Below are 19,439 nucleotides of genomic sequence, written 5' to 3' on the forward strand. Positions count from 1 at the left end.
CTCATGACCACCACGGTGCAGCACCTCGTCGGCGGCGAGTGGACCGGCGACCCGGTCCGGGAACGGCACAATCCGGCACGCCCCGGCGAAGTCGCCGTCCGCGCGCCCGCCGGCGACAAGTCCACTGTGGACGCCGCACTGTCCGCGGCGGAGCACGCGCGGCGTGCCTGGGCGGCCACTCCGGCCCCGGCTCGCGGCGCGATTCTCCTCGACGCCGCCGACCTGCTGCGTTCGCGGCACGAGACGGTCGCCGCCGACCTGGTGCGGGAGGAGGGAAAGACGCTGGCCGAGGCACGCGGCGAGGTGCGCCGGGCCATCGACGTCCTGCGGTACTTCGGTTCGCACGGCTGGCAGCGCACCGGTGGCGTGTTCCCCAGCGGTACGCCGGGCACCAGCGTGTTCACCCGGCCCGAGCCGCTCGGCGTGGTCGGGCTGATCACGCCGTGGAACTTCCCGATCGCCATCCCGGCGTGGAAGCTCGCCCCGGCGCTGGTCAGCGGCAACACCGTGGTGCTCAAGCCAGCCGAGCTGACCCCCGCGTCGGCCACCCACTTGGCGGCCGCGCTGGTGGAGTCCGGGCTGCCGGCCGGAGTGCTGAACGTCGTGCACGGCAAGGGTTCCGTGCTCGGCGCCGCGCTCGCCGCCGACGAACGAGTCCGTGCGGTGTCCTTCACCGGGTCGACCGAGGTCGGGTTGCGGCTGCACCGGACGCTGTCCGCCCGGCGGGCGCGCGTCCAGCTCGAAATGGGCGGGAAGAACGCGTACCTGGTACTCGACGACGCCGATCCGGCTGTCGCGGCCCGGACGGTCGCGGCGGGCGCGTTCGGGCTCACCGGCCAGGCGTGCACGGCGACTTCGCGGGTCTACTGCACCCCGGGCATCCGCGACGAATTCGTCGCGGCGCTGGTCAAGGAAGCAGAACGGTTCTCTCCCGGCGACGGGCTCGAAGACGACGCCGTGATGGGGCCGGTGGTCAGCTCGGACCAGCTGTCCGCGGACCTGGCCGCGATCGGCCGGGCACGGGAACAAGGCGCCACGATCGCCACCGGCGGCACAGCCGACGGCCCGTTCCTGCCCGCGACGGTGCTCACCGACGTGGACCACGAGCACGACGTCGCGCGCCACGAGGTGTTCGGACCGGTCGTCGCGGTCATCCCGGCCGACGGCTACGACGAGGGATTGGCACTGGTCAACGACTCCAGCTACGGCCTCACCGCCGGCCTGTGCACGCGGGATCTGGCCCTGGCGCACCACTTCGCCGAGCACGCCGAAGCCGGCGTGGTGAAGGTCAACCGCCCGACCACCGGACTCGACCTGAACGTTCCGTTCGGCGGTGTCAAGGACTCTTCGTCGAACACGTTCCGCGAACAGGGCCCGGCCGCAGCCGACTTCTACACCTGGTCCAAAACCATCTATTTAGGACACGATCGCGGTTAGCACCCGGCCTGCGCCCGCTTTGGCGAGCTTCGCATCCGCCGCCGCGCCTTCGCTGCGGCCCGCTCGGTCCGTGAAGGGGTCCTTGAGGGAATCAGATTCCCTCAAGGGGCCCTTCACGGACCAGCCGCCGCTGCTAGAAGTGTTCGGACCAGCGGCAGCGGTCGCCGGGCTACCATGCATCCCGATGGACAAGGACGCCCTGGCCGAGCTTTTCGCCTCCGCCGCGCTCGGCGCGCCGGAGAACGCGGTCGGCTTCGTGATGTGGCGAGTCGTGCACCGCTACGTCCGCGAGATCGACCAGGCGCTCGCCCCGCTGGACCTGACCCACCTGCAGTTCCAGACGCTCGCGCTGGCCGGCTGGCTGAACCGCACCGGCGGCCCGGTCACCCAGTCCGGACTGGCCGCGGCGGGCGACGTCCACCCGATACAGGTGTCGCAGCTGCTCAAAACGCTCGAAGGCAAGGGTTTCGTGGCGCGCGCCCGCCGCACCGAAGGCGACCGGGCCAACCGCGTCGAGGTCACCAACGCCGGCGCGGCTGTCTTGCGCGCCGCGATGCCGCTCGCCGTCGAGGTGCAGCACCGGATCTTCGGCGACGAAGGACTGCCCGGCAGCACCCTGCTGAACACGTTGCTGCGTCTGGACAACGCCTGAACGCGTTGCCTTTCCAACCCCGGCCGCCCGCGCCGGTGCGAGCTGACCGCTAAACCTGCCGGGCCGTCGCCATCGCCCGTTCGGTTTCCCAGAACGCCCGCATCGACACGATCAGCCCCGCGTCGTTCACCCGGTAGACGAACACTCCGTCGGTGTCGACGCGGTACCCGCCGGGCAGGAACGTGGTGATGGTGCCTACGTTCGCCACCTCGGAACCGGCCGCGTGCGAGTCCCGGATCACGAACTCGAACTTCTCGACGTTCCCGATCGTCTTGTCCCAGAACGCGGAGATGCCGTCCGGGCCGTGGTGCCCGGCACCGGTCTCGTCGAACATCGACGGCCCGACCGGGTCCTCGACCACCGCGTCCGGCGCGAACAGCGCGAGCCAGCCGTCCTTGTCGCCGGCGGTCACCGCCGTCATCGACCTGTACGCGGCCTGGCGCGCCGGGGGCTGCTCCTCCGCCGGATCCCAGCTGACCTCGACTCCCATGTCACTCCTCGATTTTCGCGATGACCTCGTCGCCGAACTTGCGGATCGCGTCGATCTTCGGGCCGAGCTCCGCCCCGAACCCGAGCCCTTCGAACACCCACGGCATGGTGATCGCGTCCGTGACGCCCGCCTCGGCCTGCTCGCGGAACCCGTCAAGCCCGAACCGGTCGACGCACACCGCCTGGTATTCGAACGGATCGCCGGCCCGGCCCTGCTCGGCGAGCAGCGTCTTGAGCCTGCCGATGGTTTCGCGGAGCTGGTCCAGCGTCATCATCGCCGACGACCAGCCGTCCGCCACCCGCGCCGCCCGGCGCAGCGCGACCTCGGTGTGGCCGCCGATGTAGAACGGCACGCGCGACGGCGGCGTCGGGCTCATCCGCAGCTTGTCGAAGTCGAAGAATTCGCCGTGGTACTCGACCATGCCGCCGTCGAGGATCAGCCGCAGCACCTCGATCGCCTCGTCGAAGCGTTTGCCGCGCCGCTCATACGGCGCGCCGCACCACTCGAATTCCTCCGGCGACCAGCCGATCCCGAGCCCGAGCCCGAACCGCCCGCCGGTGAGCGCGGCGACCGAATTGACCTGGCGGGCGAGCAGGACGGGGTTGCGCGAGCCGAGTTTCAGCACCGAGGTGTAGAACCGGATCCGCTCGGTCACCGCGCCCATCGACGCGGTCGCGACCAGCGGGTCCACCCAGGGCGTCTCCTCGTCCCAGAAGCGGCTGCCGTCCGGGGTGTAGGGATAGTCGGCGGACACTTTTTCCGAGTAGAAGAGCGAGTCCGGCAGCACGACCGAGGAGAATCCGGCCTCCTCGGCGGCCTGGGCGAGCCCGGCCAGCTGGCCGAGCGGGTTCATCGCGATCGACAGGGAGAACCTCATGCGCCGGACTATAACGTGTTCTAGTTTTGTCGGCCACCGGCCGATCGGGGAACTCTTGGCAGGGCGCCCGCGTTGTCCGTTTCAGAGACGGCAGCACGCCGTCGCCCCAGATCGACAGACGGAGTATCCATGGGCACCGCGATCCTGCTGATCGTGCTGGTCGTCGTGATCGTCGGAGGCGGGCTGTTCCTGGTGCGGTCGCAGGCCGCCGCCAAACAGCGCCAGCTCGACGACGCCAAAGCCGACGCGCGCCGCCTGGTCGAGCGCCTCGGCGGCCAGGTCCTGAACATCACCGGCAACGACACTGCGTCGCAACAGGCGATGGCGGACGCGAGCGAGCGCTACAACGCCGCCGGTTCGCAGCTGGAGCAGGCCAAGACGGTCGAGCAGGCGCGGCTGGTGAAGGAAACCGCTGTCGAGGGCCTGTACTACGTGCGCGCCGCGCGTGTCGCGATGGGCATGGACCCCGGCCCGGCGCTGCCGGACGACGCCGAGCGCGAACGCGCCGGAAAGGTCACCGAACACCGGGAGGTGGACGTCGAGGGCCAGCGCTACGCCGCTTCGCCCGACCCGGGCCAGGAAACGCCGTACTACTACCCCGGTGGTCGCGTCGCGGGCCGTCCGGTGCCGCAGGGCTGGTACAGCGAGCCGTGGTGGAAGCCGGCGCTCGTGGCCGGTGCGTGGGGCCTCGGGTCGATGGTCCTGTTCAGCGCGATGTTCTCCGGCATGGGCGGCATCGCCAGCGCGTCGGCGTGGGAATCCGGGTACGACGCGGGCCAGGCGGACGCCCTGGACGCGGGCGGAATGGACGGCTCGGGCGATTCCGCCGACGCCGGCGGGTTCGATGGCGGCGGCTTCGATGGCGGCGGCTTCGACTTCTGACCGGACACGAGCACGGGCCCGCAGCATCCGCCGCGGGCCCGTGCTCGTGTCCGGCGGTGCGGTGCGGCACCCCGGCTGGCCAAGCGCCTGCCCGGCCGGATGAGTCCGTGAAGGGAACCATCACGGACTCAGAGTCCCTCAAGGTTCCCTTCACCGACCGCCGGAGGCGCGCTCCGCTCCGGCGGGCTCGGCGTCACGCCGGCTGGCACCCCGGACACCAGTACAGGTTCCGCGACACCAGCTCCCGGTGCGCCACCGGCGTCCCGCAGATCAAACACGGCATCCCGGCCCGCCGGTAGACGTAAACCTCGCCCCCGTGCCGGTCCTCTCGCGGCGCCCGCCCCATCGCCTCGGGCAGGTGCTCCGGCGCGACCGTGTCGATCCGGCCGGCCCGCACGCCGTCGCGCATCAGCCGGACCAGGTCCGCCCAGATGTCATCCCATACCGCGCGGTCCAGGTCCCGGCCCGGCACCATCGGCGAAATCCCGTGCCGGAAAAGCACTTCCGCCCGGTAGACGTTCCCTACCCCGGCCAGCACCGTCTGGTCCATCAGCAACGCCGCGATCGTGGTCCGCGACCGCGAGATCCGCTCCCACGCCCGTTCCGGCTTCGCGTCCCGGCGCAGCGGATCCGGGCCCAGCCTGGCCTTGATCGCGTCCACCTCGGCCGGGTCGAGCAGCTCGCACCGGGTCGGGCCGCGGAGGTCGGTCCAGTGCGTCTTGCCGGACAGGCGCATCCGGACCTGGCCCACCGGCTCGGATTCGGGCAGCGGCGCTTCCGCGAAGGTGCCGTACAGGCCCAAGTGGACGTGCACCGTCCCCAATGGACCGTAGTCGTGGAACAGGTGCTTGCCGTACGCTTCCGCGGACTTCAGCACCTGCCCGTCGAGTTTGCCCGCCTCGGCGGCGAACCGGCCTTGCGGACTGCTGACCGCGACCGGTCCGCCGGCATATCGGCGCTGGTGGAGACGGGCCAGCCGATGGAGCGTGTGCCCCTCGGGCATCAGGCCCCCGGCAGGGCCGGCGGGACGCCGGTGCTCTCGAAGTCGAGCAGCTGCTGGACGCGCCGCACGTGCCGCTCGGCCGGATCCGGCTCGGCGGCCAGGAACGCGTCGACGATCTCCGCCGCCTGCGCCTCGGTGTGCATCCGGGCGCCGACACCGAGCACCTGGGCGTGGTTGTGCTGGCGGGTCAGCTCCGCGGTCTCGACGCTCCAGCCGAGCCCGGCGCGGATGCCCGGCACCTTGTTCGCGGCGATCTGCTCGCCGTTGCCCGAACCGCCGATCACGATGCCGAGGCTGCCTTCGTCGGCGGCCACCCGGCGCGCGGTCTCGACGCAGAACGCCGGGTAGTCGTCGGCCGCGTCGTAGACGAACGGCCCGATGTCGGTCACCTCGTGGCCCTGTTCGCCGAGGTGGCGCACAAGGTGGTTCTTCAGCTCGAAACCGGCATGGTCGGATCCCAAGTAGACACGCACAGCGGGAGTGTGCCACTCCGCCGCGGACGCGGCATTCTCTGGGGGGTGGACGTCGGAACGCAAAGCGGGACGGACGTAAGGCTCGAATGGGGCGGCGAAGGAGTCTCGGTCCTCGGCCGGGAGTGCGCCGTGCTGATCGTCGTCGACGTGCTTTCTTTCAGCACCACAACGGATCTCGTCATCGGGCGCGGCGGCCGGGTGCGGCCGCTGCGCTGGCGGGACGAACGCGGCGCGGCCGAAGCCCGCGCCGCCGGAGCCGCGCTCGCCGGTGAAGGCGCCTGGACGCTTCGGCCGTCTTCTGTGACGGAGATCCCGTCCGGCACCCTGCTCGCGCTCCCCTCCCCCAACGGCGCGACGCTCTGCGCGGCCGCGGCCGAAACGAATGCGCAGGTACTGGTCGGTTGCCTGCGGAATGCAGCCGCGACCGCGGCGAAAGCACTGGAAATCGCCGCCGGACGGCCGATCGGCCTCATTCCGGCGGGAGAACGCTGGGGCGTCGACCTGATCACCGACGGCCCGACCTTCGGCCCGCTACGGCCGTGCGCAGAGGATCAGCTCGGCGCGGGCGCGATCGTCAGCGCGCTCCGCGGCGTGCGGTCGGCCGAGGCGGAACTGGCCGCCGCCGCCTACGCGGCCACCGACGTCCCGTCCGCACTCCACGCCTGCACCTCTGGGCGCGAGCTGGCCGCGGCCGGGCACCGGAACGACGTGATCTTGGCTGCCCAGCAGGACGTCAGCGATACCGTGGCCAGGCTGGCGGACGGGATCCTGGAGGCGGCATGCGCTGGACCGAAGTGGCCGACGGCGTTTTCGCGCGCCGCTACGAGGAACTCGACCTCACCACCGGCCTGGTGCTCGGCCAAGAGCGCTGCCTGGTGATCGACACGCGCGGCGACGTCGACCAGGGCGCCGAGCTCGCCGGTGCGGTGCGGGAGCTCACCGGCCTGCCGTGGTCGGTCGTCTACACGCACGCGCACTTCGACCACGCCTTCGGCACCATGCCGTTCCTGCCCTGCGACGTCTGGGCGCAGGCCGGCTGCCTGCCGGAGATGCTGCGCAACGGCGAGGCGGACAAGCGGAAATGGGCCGTCCACTACCGGAATGCCGGCAAACCGGAGATCGCCGACGCGCTGGAACGCACCGGTCTCATGCCACCGGACCGGCTGGTGACCGACCGCGCCGAGCTCGACCTCGGCGGCCGGACCGTCGCGTTCGTGCATCCCGGTCCGGCGCACACCGACCACGACCTGCTCGTGCACGTGCCCGACGCGGCCGTGGTCTTCGCCGGTGACGTCGTGGAGCACGGCCCGGACGGATTCACCGCCTACTCGTTCACCGCCGAAACCGCGCTGGACGCCTGGGCGCTGGCGATGGACGCGCTGCTCGCGCTCGAACCGCGCATCATCGTGCCCGGCCACGGCGACCCGGTGGACCAGGCGTTCGTCCGCAAGCACCGCGACGGTCTGCTGCGCCTGCACCAACTCAAGACAGCGAAGACCGCGCTGGCGGAGGCACTGGACGCGGCACCGTATCCAGCGGAGGTCACCAAAGCGGCGCTGGGCTTCTCGTGATGTTCAGGCCGAGGGGAACCGGCCTGAACATCACGATGCGTCAGTCGAAGTTCAGGTCGCCGGTCCGGGTGCGCTTCAGCTCGAAGAAGTCCGGGTAGCTGGCCATCGCGACCGCGCCGTCGAACAGCTTGAGCGCGTCCTCGCCGCGCGGGATCGAGCTGAGCACCGGGCCGAAGAAGGCGACTCCGTTGACGTGGATCGTCGGCGTGCCGACATCCTCGCCGACCGGGTCCATGCCCTCGTGGTGGCTCTTGTTCAGTGCGTCGTCGTACTCGGTGGACGAGCCCGCCTCGGCCAGCTCGGCCGGCGCGCCGATCGCAGCGAGCGCCTCCTTGATCACCAGGTCGCGGTCCTTGTTGCCCTGCTTGTGGTAGCGGGTGCCGAACTCGGTGTAGTAGTTCCGGACCGCTTCCTGGCCCAGCGCCTGCTCGAGCGCGATCGCCACCCGCACCGGCGCCCAGCCGGAGTCGAGCAGTTCCTTGTACCGCTCGGGCAGGTCCTCGCGGCCCTGGTTCAGCACGGACAGGCTCATCACCCGGAAGTTCAGGTCCAGCTCGCGGTGCTGCTCGACCTCGAGGATCCACCGCGACGCGATCCACGCGAACGGGCAGATCGGGTCGAAGTAGAAGTCCACCTTCGTGGGCTGGGACGCGTCAGTCATCTGCCGGTGCTCCTAGGCGAAGTTCTCCTCCCCGGCGCGCGCCGGGGGACGGGGCCGTCCCCCGCACAGCGGGCAACGTCGCGGACCCGTCGCATTGTTCCCTGGTCGCCGCATGCGGGCGAACCATGATTGGATGCTGGACAACGTCCCAACCGGAACCGAAGACCAGAGGTGCCCGTGCCCGCCCCCAACCTGACGCGTGAAGAAGCCAAGCAGCGCTCCGGCCTGCTGGACGTGTCGTCCTACGACATCGAGCTGGACCTCACCGACGGCAACGGCCGTCCGAGCGAGAAGACCTTCCGCTCCGCCACCACGGTGCGGTTCACCAGCAACCGTCCCGGCGAAGCGTCGTGGATCGACTTGGTCGCCGAAGGCGTCCGCTCCGCCGTGCTGAACGGCGTCGAGCTCGACGTCAGCGGCTATGCCGAGGACAAGGGCATCGCGCTGCCCGGACTGGCCGCGGAGAACGAGCTGGTCGTCACCGCGGACTGCCGCTACATGAACACCGGTGAGGGACTGCACCGCTTCGTCGACCCGGTCGACGACAGCGTGTACCTCTACACCCAGTTCGAGACCGCCGACGCGAAGCGGATGTTCGCCTGCTTCGACCAGCCGGACCTGAAGTCGGTCTACCGCTTGGCCGTGCACGCGCCGCGCGACTGGAAGGTCATTTCCAACGCGATCGCCGACACCGCCGAGGACACCGAGGACGGCGCGCGCCACACCCGGTTCCTCGAGTCCGAGCGCCTCTCCACCTACTTGGTCGCGCTGATCGCCGGCCCGTACGCGGAGTGGCGCGACGAGTTCCGCGACGAGCACCGCACCATCCCGCTCGGCATCTACTGCCGCGCCTCGCTCGCCGAGCACATGGACGCCGAGCGGCTGTTCACCGAGACCAAGCAGGGCTTCGGCTTCTACCACGAGAAGTTCGGCACCCCGTACCCGTTCTCCAAGTACGACCAGCTGTTCGTGCCGGAGTTCAACGCGGGCGCGATGGAGAACGCCGGCGCGGTCACCTTCCTGGAGGACTACGTCTTCCGGAGCCGGGTCACCCGCTACGCCTACGAGCGGCGCGCCGAGACGGTGCTGCACGAGATGGCGCACATGTGGTTCGGCGACCTGGTCACCATGCGCTGGTGGGACGACCTGTGGCTGAACGAGTCGTTCGCGACGTTCGCCAGCGTGCTCGCCCAAGCGGAGGCGACCGAGTACAAGAACGCCTGGACCAGCTTCGCGAACATCGAGAAGTCCTGGGCCTACCGCCAGGACCAGCTGCCCTCGACGCACCCGATCGCGGCCGACATCGTCGACCTGCACGCGGTCGAGGTGAACTTCGACGGCATCACCTACGCGAAGGGCGCGAGCGTCCTGAAGCAGCTGGTGTCCTATGTGGGCATCGAGCACTTCCTGAGCGGCCTGCGGGTGTACTTCGGCAAGCACGCCTGGGGCAACGCGACGCTGGCGGATCTGCTGGCCGCGCTGGAGGAAGCGTCCGGCCGCGACCTGTCGTGGTGGAGCGCGCAGTGGCTGGAGACCACCGGCCTGAACTCGCTGAGCCCGCGCTACGAGGTCGCCAAGGACGGCACCTTCGCCTCCTTCGCGGTCGTGCAGAGCGGCGCGAAGCCAGGCGCCGGCGAATTGCGCACGCACCGCGTGGCGATCGGCGTGTACGACGAGGACGCGGACGGCAAGATCGCCCGCATCCGCCGCGTCGAGCTGGACGTGGACGGCGAGCGCACCGAGGTGCCGGACCTGGTCGGCCAGCCGGCCGGCAAGCTGGTGCTGGTCAACGACGACGACCTGACCTACTGCAAGATGCGGCTGGACCCGGCGTCGCTGACCACGCTGGTCGACCGGATCGGCGACATCACCGATCCGCTGCCGCGCACGCTGTGCTGGTCGGCCGCGTGGGAGATGACCCGCGAGGCCGAGCTGAAGGCCCGTGACTTCGTCACCCTGGTCTCCCGCGGCGTCCACGCGGAAAGCGAGGTCGGCGTGGTGCAGCGGCTGCTGCTGCAGGCCCAGACCGCGCTGAACTCCTACGCCGACCAGAAGTGGGCAGTCGCCGAAGGCTGGCCGGCGCTGAGCGGCCGGCTGCTGGAGCTGGCTCAGGCCGCCGAACCGGGTTCGGACCACCAGTTGGCGTTCGTGAACTCGCTGGCCGGCGGTGTCCTGGACGACGAGCAGCTGACCGTGCTCGCCGGCTGGCTGGACGGCTCGGCGCCGCTCGAGGGCCTCACGGTGGACACCGACCTGCGCTGGGCTCTGCTGCGCGCCCTGGTCGCGCACGGCAAGGCGGGCACGGCGGAGATCGACGCGGAACTGTCCCGCGACGACACCGCCGCCGGCCGCCGCCACGCGGAGCGTTCGCGAGCCCTGCAGCCGACCGCCGAGGCCAAGGCCGAAACCTGGCAGCGCGCGATCTACGACGACGAGATTCCGAACGCCGTCAGCGACGCGCTCATCTCGGGCTTCTCCCACCCTGGGCAGAAGCACCTGCTTGGCGACTACGTGAACCGCTACTTCGAGGTCATCGACGAGGTGTGGGCCCGCCGGTCGAGCGAGCGGGCCCAGCCGACCGCCATCGGCCTGTACCCCTCGTGGGCGGTCGAACCGGCGACCGTGATGGCCTCGGACGAATGGCTGGAGCGAGACGACCACCCCGCCGCCCTGCGCCGGCTGGTGTCCGAAGGCCGCGCCGGCATCGTCCGCGCGCTGGCTGCTCGCGACTTCGACAGCCAAGCCTGACCCGCACGCCAGTCCGTGAAGGGCCCCTTGAGGGACTTAGATTCCCTGAAGGGGCCCTTCACGGCTTCTTACCGGAACTAAAAGGGGCCGGTGCGCATCCAGCGCACCGGCCCCAAAAAACCGCGATTCTCAATGCCGAGGCGAAGCCCCGGCCTGGTCGCTCAACATCCGCAACGCGTTGACCAGCCCGCCGGTGAGATCGCCTTCCTTGAAGGAGGCGACCATGCTGGCGACCGCCAGGTTCGCGCCGCGGTCCGGCAGCCGCGAATGCGCCCGCTCCCCGGTCACGATCTCGATCGCCCGCTGCGCCGGCGAAACCGCCAGCAGCACCGCGTTGGACGGGTCGTCGGTGGAAGCGTGCAGCTTCTCCGCGCCGGCACGAGTGTCCTCGCCCAGGTCTCCGAGGTAGATGCTGAAGCCCAGCCCGGTCTCCCGGGACGCGAACGTCAGCGCCTCGTCCAACCGGGCCAGCTGCTGCACGGTGAACGGCATGGCAGGAACCGACGGCTCGTACATCTTCGCCGCCGAAACCCGCCCGCTGTTGGTCACGACCGTGCCGAAAGGCAGGTCCGCGACCGCGACCGCGCCGGCGTCCGAATGGGTCAGCTCACCACTTGCCACGAGCGCCTCCTGCGGCCGTCGAAGCGCCCTCGGGCGCCGCATTCACCTCGGCGACCGGCCCGTGGCCGGCGCCGACGCCGTCCGGGTTGGCGGTCCACCACATCGCGGGGTACTCCCACGGCTGTCCAGGCCGGTACCGCGGCGTCCCCGAGAACTTCTTCCGCAGGGTGATCGCACCGACCACCAAGTAGATGGCCAGGGGGATGACCGCGTAGACCAGGATCGTGTCGACAACGTTCACGCCGGTGAGCGTATCGGATGCGTTCCGCGGACACCGCACGACACCACGGCCACGGCGACCGCTCGTCGCGGCGGAGGCGCCGTCCGCCGCTTGGCCCGTCGCCGCTGGCACGTTGGGGCGAAGGGCACCGGGCCGAAAGATGGCAACTCGCCGTACAGGCGGCCGCAACGGCCGATGTCGGCTTGTCCAGGCTCTGAAATCCTCGTAGCTTTTTCACCTGTACGGGCCTTGCGCCTCGTTCTCCCGCCCCAGCACGTTACGCACCGGTCCCAGGAGGACACCTCATGCAGAGCGTCCAGACCCCCGCTCAGGCGAACGCCGAGACCATTCCGTCACTCAGCGAGACCGAATTCGTGCCCGGAACGCGGGTCACGTCCGGCACCAGGGTTACGCGCGGCACACGAGTGACCCGCGGAACCCGGGTCACGGCAGGCACTCGCGTCACGATGGGTACCCGGGTCACCCGCGGCACCCGCGTCACCATGGGCACTCGCGTCACCCGCGGCACCCGCGTCACGATGGGAACCCGCGTCACCCGCGGAACTCGCGTCACCATGGGCACCCGCGTCACCCGCGGAACTCGCGTCACCCGCGGAACTCGCGTCACCATGGGCACCCGCGTCACCATGGGCACCCGCGTCACCTGCGGCACCCGCGTCACCATGGGCACCCGCGTCACCATGGGAACCCGCGTCACCTGCCAGGCCGACTACAGCCTCGCCGCCTGACCGCACCGCGCCCGGCCCGGCCATCCGCGGGCCCCGTGGATGCTCCGCACACCGCTCAGGCTCTCCAGACACCGCTCAGGACTCGACGAGCAGCGACAACGTCGCGCAGCTCCCCCGGCTCGCCCCGGCCGCCGCTCAGGCAGCCGGGGCGCCGACGTTCAGCGGCCTCCGGCCGCTAAGCTGCCGATCCGAGGTACGGCCGCCACAACGGGTCCGCTTCCTTCGAATGCGCCAGCAGCCGCCAGTGCGGGCCGTGCGGCGCCCGCGGCACCACCCGCAGCCGCCAGCCGATCTCCGACAGGAGCCGGTCGGCCTTGCGATGGTTGCATTTGGCGCAGCAGGCGACGCAGTTGGTCCACGCGTGCGGACCGCCCTTGCTGCGCGGGACCACGTGGTCGATGGTCTCGGCCCGTCCGCCGCAGTACGCGCAGCGGTAACGGTCCCGGTGCATCAGCCCGGCCCGCGTCAGCGGCACCTGGGCTCGGTAAGGCACCCGCACGTACGTGCTGAGCCGGATCACCGAGGGGACGGGCAGCGAAACCTTCGCGGCGTGCAGTTCCACGCCGCCCGGATCGCCGTGGACGACCTCCGCCTTGCCGCACATCACGAGCACTACCGCGCGCCGCATGGGCACCGCGGTCAGCGGCTCGAAAGTGGCGTTGAGCAGGAGGACCCGGCGGCGGCCCCACGCCGGGGAGACCGGATCGCGGGCTCTACGCTGTCCGGGCGGACGGGATGCTCCCCCTGGACGGGTCCCCGGCCCGGACGGGACGGAGCCGCCGGATGCGGACCCTCCCGGGCAGGCGCGCAGGATCGCCTCCGGCGGCAGCTCGGCCATGGCTTGGACGGTGCCGCCGAGGGGGATGGGTTGTCGGTCTGGCACTCGACCACCTCCACCGGTGCAGGCATAGTCGACCACACATCAGGGCCCCGGCGCACGTGTGTTCTGTGACGTGTCACATACCCGCGACCCGGCGGCCACCCGCCGGCCTCCTGCGCGCCGCCGGGACAGCACGAAACGAAGGGACTTGCTCAGCCAGTGAATGCCGTGCTCAGCGCACCGCCCGCCTGCATCTCCGAGACCGGGACATGGTGCGCCCAGGTGTATTCGGTCACGCACAACGAGTGGCTCGCCGCGTCGGCGGGCTGGCTCGTGACGAAGCCGCTGCGGATCGTCCTGATCCTCGTCATCGCGTTCTTCGTGCGGTATCTCACTCGCCGGATGATCGACCGGGTCACGACGCTGCCGACCTCCTCCAACGGGGAAAGGGGCAAACTGCCCGCGCTGCTGCGGCCGCTGCGCGAGCGCGCGCCGGACATGCTCGGCTCCGCGGTCACCGAACGCCGCCGGCAACGGGCCAAGACGATCGGCTCGGTGCTGAAGTCGATGGCGACGTTCCTGATCTACGGCCTGGCGTTCATCCTCGTGCTGGGCGAGCTGGGCATCGACCTGGCCCCGATCATCGCGTCCGCCGGGATCGTCGGCGTCGCGCTCGGGTTCGGCGCACAGAACCTGGTCAAGGACTTCCTTTCCGGGATGTTCATGATGATCGAGGACCAGTACGGCGTCGGCGACGTGGTGGACATCGGACCGGCCACCGGCACCGTCGAGGCGGTCGGCCTGCGCATCACCACGCTGCGCGACCTGAAGGGCACTGTCTGGTATGTCCGCAACGGCGAGGTGCTGCGGGTCGGCAACTCCAGCCAGGGCTTCGCGGTCGCCGTGGTGGACGTCCCGCTCGGCTATTCGGCCGACGTCGACCGGGCGACCGGAGTGCTCTCCAGCGCCGCCACCCGCGCGGTGGAGAGCGAGGCGCTGTCCGCGAACGTGCTGGAGCCGCCGGAGATGCTCGGTGTCGAACAGGTGACGCCTGAGGGAATCGTGTTGCGGCTGACGGTGAAGGTGCGACCTGGCAAGCAGTGGGCGGTGCAGCGCAAGCTGCGCGGCGAACTGCTCGGCGCGCTCGAAGAGGCCGGTTTCGAGCCGCCGCTCGGCCGGTTCCTGTCCGGCCAGCACGCGGACAAATAGCCAGGGAAGGGCAAGATGGAAGGGTGTCGACTGTGAGCGAGCCGGAACCGGCGAACCTGTACGAGGCGGTGGGCGGCGAACCGACGTTCCGCCGCATCATCAAGCGGTTCTACGAGGAAGTGGCCCGCGACGAGGTGCTGCGCCCGCTGTACCCGGAGGAGGACCTCGGCCCGGCGGAGGAGCGGTTCCGGCTGTTCCTCATCCAGTACTGGGGCGGCCCGCACACCTACTCCGACCGGCGCGGGCACCCGCGGCTGCGGATGCGGCACGCACCGTTCAAGATCGGCCCGATCGAACGGGACGCCTGGCTGCGCTGCATCCGGATCGCGATCGACGAGGAGAACCTGCCAGAGCCGTACCTGGGACAGCTGTGGGCCTACCTGGAAATGGCGGCGAACAGCATGATGAACAGCTTCGTCTGATGAGAAGACGGGTCGCCGGACGGCGGCCGGACCGGCGGCCGGCGCCGTCATGGTGGTCGGCCGCGGTGTTCTACGAGGTCTACGTCCGTTCGTTCGCCGATTCCGGCGAAGACGGGATCGGCGACCTCGAAGGCATCCGCAGCAAGCTCGGCTATCTGGAGCTGCTGGGCGTCGACGCACTGTGGCTGACGCCGTTCTACCCCTCGCCGATGGCCGACCACGGCTATGACGTCACCGACCCGCGCGGCGTCGACCCGATGTTCGGCACCCTCGGCGATTTCGACGTGCTGCTCACCGAGGCGCACCGGCGCGGCATCCGGGTCACCGTGGACGTGGTGCCGAACCACACCAGCAACCGGCACGCCTGGTTCAAGTCCGCGCTGGCGGCCGGGCCGGGGAGTCCGGAACGAGAGCGCTACCACTTCCGCGACGGGCGCGGTCCGGGCGGCGCGGAGCCGCCGAACAACTGGGTCAGCGTGTTCGGCGGCCCGGCCTGGACCCGGGTCCCGGACGGCCAGTGGTACCTGCACCTGTTCGCGCCGCAGCAGCCGGACCTGAACTTCGCGAACGCGGACGTGCGCGCCGACCTGGAGCGCACGCTGCGGTTCTGGCTCGACCGCGGCGTGGACGGTTTCCGCGTCGACGTCGCGCACGGCATGGCGAAGCCGGCCGGGCTGCCGGACATGGACCTGTCCGCGCCGCCGGCCGGCCTCGGCGAACCGGGCGACCCGCGTTTCGACGAAGACAGCGTGCACGACGTCCACCAGCTGATCCGCAAGGTGCTGGACGAATACCCGGACGCGATGGCGGTCGGCGAGGTCTGGGTGCAGGACGAGCAGCGGCTGGCGCGCTACCTGCGCCCGGACGAACTGCATCTGGCGTTCAACTTCCGCCTGGTGCTCACCGATTTCGACGCGGACGCGATGCGCACGTCGATCGAGCGGTCGCTTGCGGTGCCGCGCGCGGCGGGCGCTCCGGCGACCTGGACGCTGTCCAACCACGACGTGTGGCGTACGGCGAGCCGCTACGGCGGGGGCGCGGCCGGGACTCGCCGGGCGCGCGCGATGGCGCTGGTGGAGCTGGCCCTGCCCGGCGCGGTGTACCTGTACCAGGGCGAGGAGCTGGGCCTGCCGAACGCGGACGTGCCGCCCGCGGCGATGGCCGACCCGCGCGCCCGCACCCTGGGTCCGGAGTTCAGCCGCGACGGGGAGCGCGTGCCGCTGCCGTGGGAGGGGACGCTGCCGCCATACGGGTTTTCCCGCACCGCGCGGACCTGGCTGCCGATGCCCGCCGGATGGGCTTCGCTGACGGTCGAACGGCAGATCGAGGACCCGGAATCGACGTTCTCGCTGTACCGCCGCGCGGTCGAGTTGCGCAAGACGCACGCGGCGTTCCAGGCCGGCGACGACTTGGAGTGGTACGGCGCACCAGCGGGTTGTTTCGCCTTCCGGCGAGGCCGCGGCGGGGTGATCTGCGCGCTCAACACGTCGGCGAGTTCGATCCCCCTGCCGCCTGGTGAAGTCCTCCTGACCAGCAGCCCGCTGGAAGGCGGACGGCTGGCCCCGGATTCGGCGGCATGGCTCGTCTGACCCGAGGTCAGACGCTGGTTCCGGCCTCCAGCCCGAGCATCGCGAGCAGGCCGCGCAAGTCGTCCACGTCGTGCGCGTGCACGGCGACTGTCCGGGCGGCGTGCGCCTGTTGGGTGCGCAAGCCCTCCTCGGCGGACACCCGGGCACGGGCGAACTCGCTGGTTTCGGCGGATAGCGGGCGTCGTTCCGAGCGCATATCGCTCCTCGTCGAGATGGAAGGGGCCGACGGCGGGGCCAGACGAACGGCACCGCCGAAGACGACGCCGGCAGCGGGCCGGCGTGCGGTGAGCTTCTCGACTGCGTCCACGCTACTTCCCGCGTCAACTGCCCGTTCACCCGCCCCGAACGGGCGATCAGGGGGTCCACAATGGACTTTTCACCGGCTCGGCCTGGTGCGATCGTCGCCGGCGTGCTTTACTGACGATGGTCGTGTTTTGTGTTCGTGCTGCGGGTGTGCCCGCGGCCACGCTCGCAAGATGTAGCGGGCGTGGTGGCTTTTCCGCCAGCGGAAGGACGCTCCGTCGGTTGCTGACCCGAGATGCCGAGGTGGCATTTCGTTGCTCGCTCGATGGAGATCGTTTTTATGACGCAAGGCACCGTGAAGTGGTTCAACGCCGAAAAGGGCTTCGGATTCATCAGCCCGGACGACGGCAGCGCCGACGTCTTCGCGCACTACTCTGAGATCCAGGGCAACGGCTTCCGCAGCCTGGAAGAGAACGCTCGCGTGGAGTTCGAGATCGGCCAGGGCCAGAAGGGCCCGCAGGCCACTGGTATCCGCACGATCTGAGGATCTTGCCGCAAACCTGAGCAATATCCGGGAGAATCCGGCTGCATGCCCGATTCTCCTTTTCCGGAGAACACTTCCCGGAATCCGGGTGCCCCTGCCGCGGGACCGCGTCCCGCGGCAGGGTGCCCCGGCCCTTCCTCCGCCCTTCGCGAATTCCCTTGCCGAGCCCCGTTTTCCGGGCCCAGGGAACCAGGGCGCGAGACGATCCGTTGACCAGAGCAGGTCGCGACCGGACTCCCCCGCCGGTCGCACGCACGGCACTCTCCACCCGGGCCCTCCCCCGCCCTGGCCGCTGCCCTGCCCGGCCTCGGTCCCGCACCGCGCGGCGACCGGACCAGCTCGACAGGAGCATTCCGTCATCGACACCGCCACCCGCACCCGTACCCCCGAACCCATGCTGGCCGGCCGCAAGACCGGCACCGAGTCCTTCCTGGTGAAACTGTTCGCCGTCGTCCCGCTCGCGGCGGTCGCCGTCGCGGTTCCGCTGGCCTGGGGCTGGGGCCTCAGCTGGCTGGACATCGGACTCGCTGTCGGCTTCTACTGCCTCAGCGGCCTCGGCATCACCGTCGGCTTCCACCGTTACTTCACGCACGGCTCGTTCCGCGCCCGCCGCGGCCTGCGGATCGCACTCGCCGTCGCGGGCAGCATGGCCATGCAGGGCCCCGTCATCGACTGGGTCGCCGACCACCGCCGCCACCACGCCTACTCCGACCGCGACGGCGACCCGCATTCGCCGTGGCGCTTCGGGACCACCCCCGCCGCACTGGCGAAGGGCTTCTGGCACGCCCACATGGGCTGGCTGTTCGGCCGCGACAAGACCAACCCGCGCCGCTTCGCCCCGGACCTGCTGGACGATCCGGACCTGCGCCGCGTCGACCGGCTGTTCCCCGTCCTGACCGCCGCGACCCTGCTGCTGCCCGCGGTGCTCGGCGGGCTGATCACGATGAGCTGGTGGGGCGCGCTGACCGCGTTCTTCTGGGCCGGCCTGGTCCGGGTCGCCGCCCTGCACCACGTGACGTGGTCGGTGAACTCGCTGTGTCACCTGATCGGCGAGCGCCCGTTCGAAGCACGCGACCGCTCCGCCAACTTCTGGCCGTTGGCGATCCTGTCCTTCGGCGAGTCCTGGCACAACTCCCACCACGCCGACCCGACCGGCGCGAGACACGGTGTCGGCCGCAACCAACTGGACATCTCGGCCCGCCTGATCTGGCTGTTCGAGAAGTTCCGCTGGGCCACCCACGTCCGCTGGCCGCGTCCGGACCGGCTGGCCCGCAAGCTCAAGGCCGCCTGAGCTCACTCCGGTCCGTGAAGGGCCCCTTGAGGGAATCAGATTCCCTCAAGGGGCCTTTCACGGCTTCAAGCCGGAACCACCTCGACCACGAACCGCCGCACCCGCTCCGCGTCCGGCGTCACCTCTCCGCCCAACCGCCCCACGACCTGCGCAGCCTCGCCCGGTGCGGTCTCCACCGCTACCGTCCATCCTTGCCGCGCGCTCCACAGCAGCATCAGATCCCGCCCCGGAAACCGCTCCGACCGCCTGTTCAACGCGACATACGCGGTAACAGTGTCGGTGACCTCGCAGGAGGTTCCCCCCGCGGAAACCCCCACCGCGGCAGCGACCTCGCTCACATAAGCCGCCAGCTCCTGCCGCAGCGCTTGCGGATCGTCAGCAGCAGGCAAGGACATCGGGCGTTCAGAACCGGACAGGAGCATGGGTCTCCTTTTCCGCCGCCGCGCACAGGGACCTACGCCACACCTTCGGGACGCGAGAGCTGGCGGTCGCGATGATCGGGGTCGCGCCGGATCGGGCATCCAGCGGCTGGACCGCCCCCGACTCTACCGGTCGCGACAACCCCCTGACCGGATTCGGCTCGCCCAGCCCGCGCGAGAGTGATCCGAAAAGCCGCCAAGCGCTGGTCCGAATGGCGTATCCAGGACCGGCTGTTCAGCGCAGGGAGGCTCGGCTGATCAGCCGCCGTCGACCGATTCCGCGATCGCCGTCGCTACCCACGCCGCGAGCAGCCCGGCCTGCACATAAGGCGCGGCCTCGCCGACTGCCCGCACTGCCTTGCGCGCCCGGCCCGGCTCCCGCGTCTCCGCCGGAACGTCAGGAGCGGCGGGGACAGCATCAGCCGGCCGCTCGGTGCGCCACGGCGTCTCTTCGGTTCGCACTTCGGCGAGGAAGTCCGCCGTCGGGTCGCCGTCCGGGTCGCTCATCCCTTCACGAT

At 70.5% G+C, this 19,439-nt stretch carries 23 protein-coding genes; 12 read left to right on the forward strand and 11 right to left on the reverse strand.

Annotation, left to right across the window (positions count from 1 at the left end; all coding sequences use genetic code 11):
- The first annotated feature begins 3 nt into the window (after positions 1–3).
- A complete protein-coding gene (locus AMYBE_RS0119775; RefSeq protein WP_020661125.1) occupies positions 4–1,437 on the forward strand; it encodes an aldehyde dehydrogenase family protein in 1,434 nt (477 codons plus the stop codon).
- 184 nt (positions 1,438–1,621) lie between these two features.
- The gene (locus AMYBE_RS41990) at positions 1,622–2,089 is read left to right on the forward strand and encodes a MarR family winged helix-turn-helix transcriptional regulator (RefSeq protein WP_020661126.1); all 468 of its coding nucleotides are present in this window, start codon (positions 1,622–1,624) and stop codon (positions 2,087–2,089) included.
- A gap of 49 nt (positions 2,090–2,138) precedes the next feature.
- On the opposite strand, the gene AMYBE_RS0119785 is transcribed toward AMYBE_RS41990, so the two are convergent.
- Together AMYBE_RS0119785 and AMYBE_RS0119790 are read right to left on the reverse strand one after the other, a co-directional pair.
- Entirely contained in the window at positions 2,139–2,579 is a 441-nt protein-coding gene (locus AMYBE_RS0119785) for a nuclear transport factor 2 family protein (RefSeq protein WP_020661127.1), read from the reverse strand.
- A gap of 1 nt (position 2,580) precedes the next feature.
- Positions 2,581–3,456: a TIGR03619 family F420-dependent LLM class oxidoreductase gene (locus AMYBE_RS0119790; protein WP_020661128.1), complete on the reverse strand. Its 876-nt coding sequence runs from the start codon at positions 3,454–3,456 to the stop codon at positions 2,581–2,583.
- A gap of 129 nt (positions 3,457–3,585) precedes the next feature.
- Between AMYBE_RS0119790 and AMYBE_RS0119795 the strand changes: the two genes are divergently transcribed.
- Positions 3,586–4,338 (forward strand): hypothetical protein, encoded by a 753-nt coding sequence (locus tag AMYBE_RS0119795; RefSeq protein ID WP_020661129.1) that lies wholly within the window; start codon positions 3,586–3,588, stop codon positions 4,336–4,338.
- Between the two features lie 193 nt (positions 4,339–4,531).
- Here AMYBE_RS0119795 and AMYBE_RS0119800 read toward each other — a convergent pair whose 3' ends face one another.
- Both AMYBE_RS0119800 and AMYBE_RS0119805 read right to left on the reverse strand, forming a co-directional pair.
- Positions 4,532–5,341: an Fpg/Nei family DNA glycosylase gene (locus AMYBE_RS0119800; protein ID WP_020661130.1), complete on the reverse strand. Its 810-nt coding sequence runs from the start codon at positions 5,339–5,341 to the stop codon at positions 4,532–4,534.
- Positions 5,341–5,814: a ribose-5-phosphate isomerase gene (locus tag AMYBE_RS0119805; protein WP_020661131.1), complete on the reverse strand. Its 474-nt coding sequence runs from the start codon at positions 5,812–5,814 to the stop codon at positions 5,341–5,343. Before AMYBE_RS0119805 ends, AMYBE_RS0119800 begins: the two co-directional genes overlap by 1 nt.
- Before the next feature lie 45 nt (positions 5,815–5,859).
- Here AMYBE_RS0119805 and AMYBE_RS41995 point away from each other — a divergent pair, with 45 nt between their 5' ends.
- Together AMYBE_RS41995 and AMYBE_RS0119815 are read left to right on the forward strand one after the other, a co-directional pair.
- A complete protein-coding gene (locus AMYBE_RS41995; protein WP_084470083.1) occupies positions 5,860–6,693 on the forward strand; it encodes a 2-phosphosulfolactate phosphatase in 834 nt (277 codons plus the stop codon).
- Positions 6,594–7,385, forward strand: coding sequence for an MBL fold metallo-hydrolase (locus tag AMYBE_RS0119815; protein ID WP_020661133.1), 792 nt, complete (start codon positions 6,594–6,596; stop codon positions 7,383–7,385). The genes AMYBE_RS41995 and AMYBE_RS0119815 overlap by 100 nt, the downstream gene beginning before the upstream one ends.
- Before the next feature lie 40 nt (positions 7,386–7,425).
- Here the strand turns inward: AMYBE_RS0119815 and AMYBE_RS0119820 are convergent, their stop codons facing one another.
- Positions 7,426–8,046: a mycothiol-dependent nitroreductase Rv2466c family protein gene (locus AMYBE_RS0119820; protein ID WP_020661134.1), complete on the reverse strand. Its 621-nt coding sequence runs from the start codon at positions 8,044–8,046 to the stop codon at positions 7,426–7,428.
- A 177-nt stretch (positions 8,047–8,223) separates the two neighbouring features.
- Here AMYBE_RS0119820 and pepN point away from each other — a divergent pair, with 177 nt between their 5' ends.
- On the forward strand, positions 8,224–10,794 hold the full coding sequence (pepN, locus tag AMYBE_RS0119825; RefSeq protein ID WP_027927822.1) for an aminopeptidase N: 2,571 nt from the start codon (positions 8,224–8,226) through the stop codon (positions 10,792–10,794).
- 129 nt (positions 10,795–10,923) lie between these two features.
- On the opposite strand, the gene AMYBE_RS0119830 is transcribed toward pepN, so the two are convergent.
- Positions 10,924–11,415 carry a DUF5130 family protein gene (locus tag AMYBE_RS0119830; protein WP_020661136.1) on the reverse strand — a complete coding sequence of 164 codons (492 nt, stop codon included), beginning with the start codon at positions 11,413–11,415 and terminating at the stop codon, positions 10,924–10,926.
- The gene (gene ctaJ / locus AMYBE_RS0119835) at positions 11,402–11,656 is read right to left on the reverse strand and encodes an aa3-type cytochrome oxidase subunit CtaJ (protein WP_020661137.1); all 255 of its coding nucleotides are present in this window, start codon (positions 11,654–11,656) and stop codon (positions 11,402–11,404) included. The genes AMYBE_RS0119830 and ctaJ overlap by 14 nt, the downstream gene beginning before the upstream one ends.
- Positions 11,657–11,940: 284 nt before the next feature.
- On the opposite strand from ctaJ, the gene AMYBE_RS0119840 reads away from it, so the two are divergent.
- Positions 11,941–12,384, forward strand: coding sequence for a hypothetical protein (locus AMYBE_RS0119840; RefSeq protein WP_020661138.1), 444 nt, complete (start codon positions 11,941–11,943; stop codon positions 12,382–12,384).
- 175 nt (positions 12,385–12,559) lie between these two features.
- Here the strand turns inward: AMYBE_RS0119840 and AMYBE_RS46790 are convergent, their stop codons facing one another.
- Positions 12,560–13,012, reverse strand: a complete 453-nt coding sequence (locus AMYBE_RS46790; RefSeq protein WP_020661139.1) for an HNH endonuclease — start codon at positions 13,010–13,012, stop codon at positions 12,560–12,562.
- Positions 13,013–13,423: 411 nt separating this feature from the next.
- Here AMYBE_RS46790 and AMYBE_RS0119850 point away from each other — a divergent pair, with 411 nt between their 5' ends.
- Genes AMYBE_RS0119850 through AMYBE_RS0119860 form a run of 3 tightly spaced genes read left to right on the forward strand, consistent with a single transcriptional unit; the run spans position 13,424 to position 16,424 of the window.
- A complete protein-coding gene (locus tag AMYBE_RS0119850; protein WP_020661140.1) occupies positions 13,424–14,413 on the forward strand; it encodes a mechanosensitive ion channel family protein in 990 nt (329 codons plus the stop codon).
- 32 nt (positions 14,414–14,445) lie between these two features.
- Entirely contained in the window at positions 14,446–14,835 is a 390-nt protein-coding gene (locus AMYBE_RS0119855; protein ID WP_020661141.1) for a globin, read from the forward strand.
- The gene (locus tag AMYBE_RS0119860; protein ID WP_051124746.1) at positions 14,835–16,424 is read left to right on the forward strand and encodes a glycoside hydrolase family 13 protein; all 1,590 of its coding nucleotides are present in this window, start codon (positions 14,835–14,837) and stop codon (positions 16,422–16,424) included. Before AMYBE_RS0119855 ends, AMYBE_RS0119860 begins: the two co-directional genes overlap by 1 nt.
- Positions 16,425–16,431: 7 nt before the next feature.
- Here the strand turns inward: AMYBE_RS0119860 and AMYBE_RS0119865 are convergent, their stop codons facing one another.
- Positions 16,432–16,620, reverse strand: coding sequence for a hypothetical protein (locus tag AMYBE_RS0119865; protein ID WP_020661143.1), 189 nt, complete (start codon positions 16,618–16,620; stop codon positions 16,432–16,434).
- A gap of 387 nt (positions 16,621–17,007) precedes the next feature.
- Here AMYBE_RS0119865 and AMYBE_RS0119870 point away from each other — a divergent pair, with 387 nt between their 5' ends.
- A complete protein-coding gene (locus AMYBE_RS0119870; RefSeq protein ID WP_020661144.1) occupies positions 17,008–17,211 on the forward strand; it encodes a cold-shock protein in 204 nt (67 codons plus the stop codon).
- Between the two features lie 394 nt (positions 17,212–17,605).
- Positions 17,606–18,502: an acyl-CoA desaturase gene (locus tag AMYBE_RS0119875; protein ID WP_020661145.1), complete on the forward strand. Its 897-nt coding sequence runs from the start codon at positions 17,606–17,608 to the stop codon at positions 18,500–18,502.
- Between the two features lie 65 nt (positions 18,503–18,567).
- Here the strand turns inward: AMYBE_RS0119875 and AMYBE_RS42000 are convergent, their stop codons facing one another.
- Both AMYBE_RS42000 and AMYBE_RS0119885 read right to left on the reverse strand, forming a co-directional pair.
- Positions 18,568–18,924 carry a DUF6292 family protein gene (locus tag AMYBE_RS42000; RefSeq protein WP_020661146.1) on the reverse strand — a complete coding sequence of 119 codons (357 nt, stop codon included), beginning with the start codon at positions 18,922–18,924 and terminating at the stop codon, positions 18,568–18,570.
- A gap of 255 nt (positions 18,925–19,179) precedes the next feature.
- On the reverse strand, positions 19,180–19,428 hold the full coding sequence (locus tag AMYBE_RS0119885; protein WP_020661147.1) for a hypothetical protein: 249 nt from the start codon (positions 19,426–19,428) through the stop codon (positions 19,180–19,182).
- Positions 19,429–19,439 lie beyond the last annotated feature (11 nt).

Source organism: Amycolatopsis benzoatilytica AK 16/65, assembly GCF_000383915.1.
GTDB classification, from domain to species: Bacteria; Actinomycetota; Actinomycetes; order Mycobacteriales; family Pseudonocardiaceae; genus Amycolatopsis; species Amycolatopsis benzoatilytica.

Bases quoted from the DNA above. Each gene is read 5' to 3' on its own strand.
- AMYBE_RS0119775 (WP_020661125.1), top strand. From the start codon at position 4: ATGACCACCACGGTGCAGCACCTCGTCGGCGGCGAGTGGACCGGCGAC.
- AMYBE_RS41990 (WP_020661126.1), top strand. From the start codon at position 1,622: ATGGACAAGGACGCCCTGGCCGAGCTTTTCGCCTCCGCCGCGCTCGGC.
- AMYBE_RS0119785 (WP_020661127.1), bottom strand. From the start codon at position 2,579: ATGGGAGTCGAGGTCAGCTGGGATCCGGCGGAGGAGCAGCCCCCGGCG.
- AMYBE_RS0119790 (WP_020661128.1), bottom strand. From the start codon at position 3,456: ATGAGGTTCTCCCTGTCGATCGCGATGAACCCGCTCGGCCAGCTGGCC.
- AMYBE_RS0119795 (WP_020661129.1), top strand. From the start codon at position 3,586: ATGGGCACCGCGATCCTGCTGATCGTGCTGGTCGTCGTGATCGTCGGA.
- AMYBE_RS0119800 (WP_020661130.1), bottom strand. From the start codon at position 5,341: ATGCCCGAGGGGCACACGCTCCATCGGCTGGCCCGTCTCCACCAGCGC.
- AMYBE_RS0119815 (WP_020661133.1), top strand. From the start codon at position 6,594: ATGCGCTGGACCGAAGTGGCCGACGGCGTTTTCGCGCGCCGCTACGAG.
- AMYBE_RS0119820 (WP_020661134.1), bottom strand. From the start codon at position 8,046: ATGACTGACGCGTCCCAGCCCACGAAGGTGGACTTCTACTTCGACCCG.
- AMYBE_RS0119840 (WP_020661138.1), top strand. From the start codon at position 11,941: ATGCAGAGCGTCCAGACCCCCGCTCAGGCGAACGCCGAGACCATTCCG.
- AMYBE_RS46790 (WP_020661139.1), bottom strand. From the start codon at position 13,012: ATGCGGCGCGCGGTAGTGCTCGTGATGTGCGGCAAGGCGGAGGTCGTC.
- AMYBE_RS0119860 (WP_051124746.1), top strand. From the start codon at position 14,835: ATGAGAAGACGGGTCGCCGGACGGCGGCCGGACCGGCGGCCGGCGCCG.
- AMYBE_RS0119865 (WP_020661143.1), bottom strand. From the start codon at position 16,620: ATGCGCTCGGAACGACGCCCGCTATCCGCCGAAACCAGCGAGTTCGCC.
- AMYBE_RS0119870 (WP_020661144.1), top strand. From the start codon at position 17,008: ATGACGCAAGGCACCGTGAAGTGGTTCAACGCCGAAAAGGGCTTCGGA.
- AMYBE_RS0119875 (WP_020661145.1), top strand. From the start codon at position 17,606: ATGCTGGCCGGCCGCAAGACCGGCACCGAGTCCTTCCTGGTGAAACTG.
- AMYBE_RS42000 (WP_020661146.1), bottom strand. From the start codon at position 18,924: ATGCTCCTGTCCGGTTCTGAACGCCCGATGTCCTTGCCTGCTGCTGAC.
- AMYBE_RS0119885 (WP_020661147.1), bottom strand. From the start codon at position 19,428: ATGAGCGACCCGGACGGCGACCCGACGGCGGACTTCCTCGCCGAAGTG.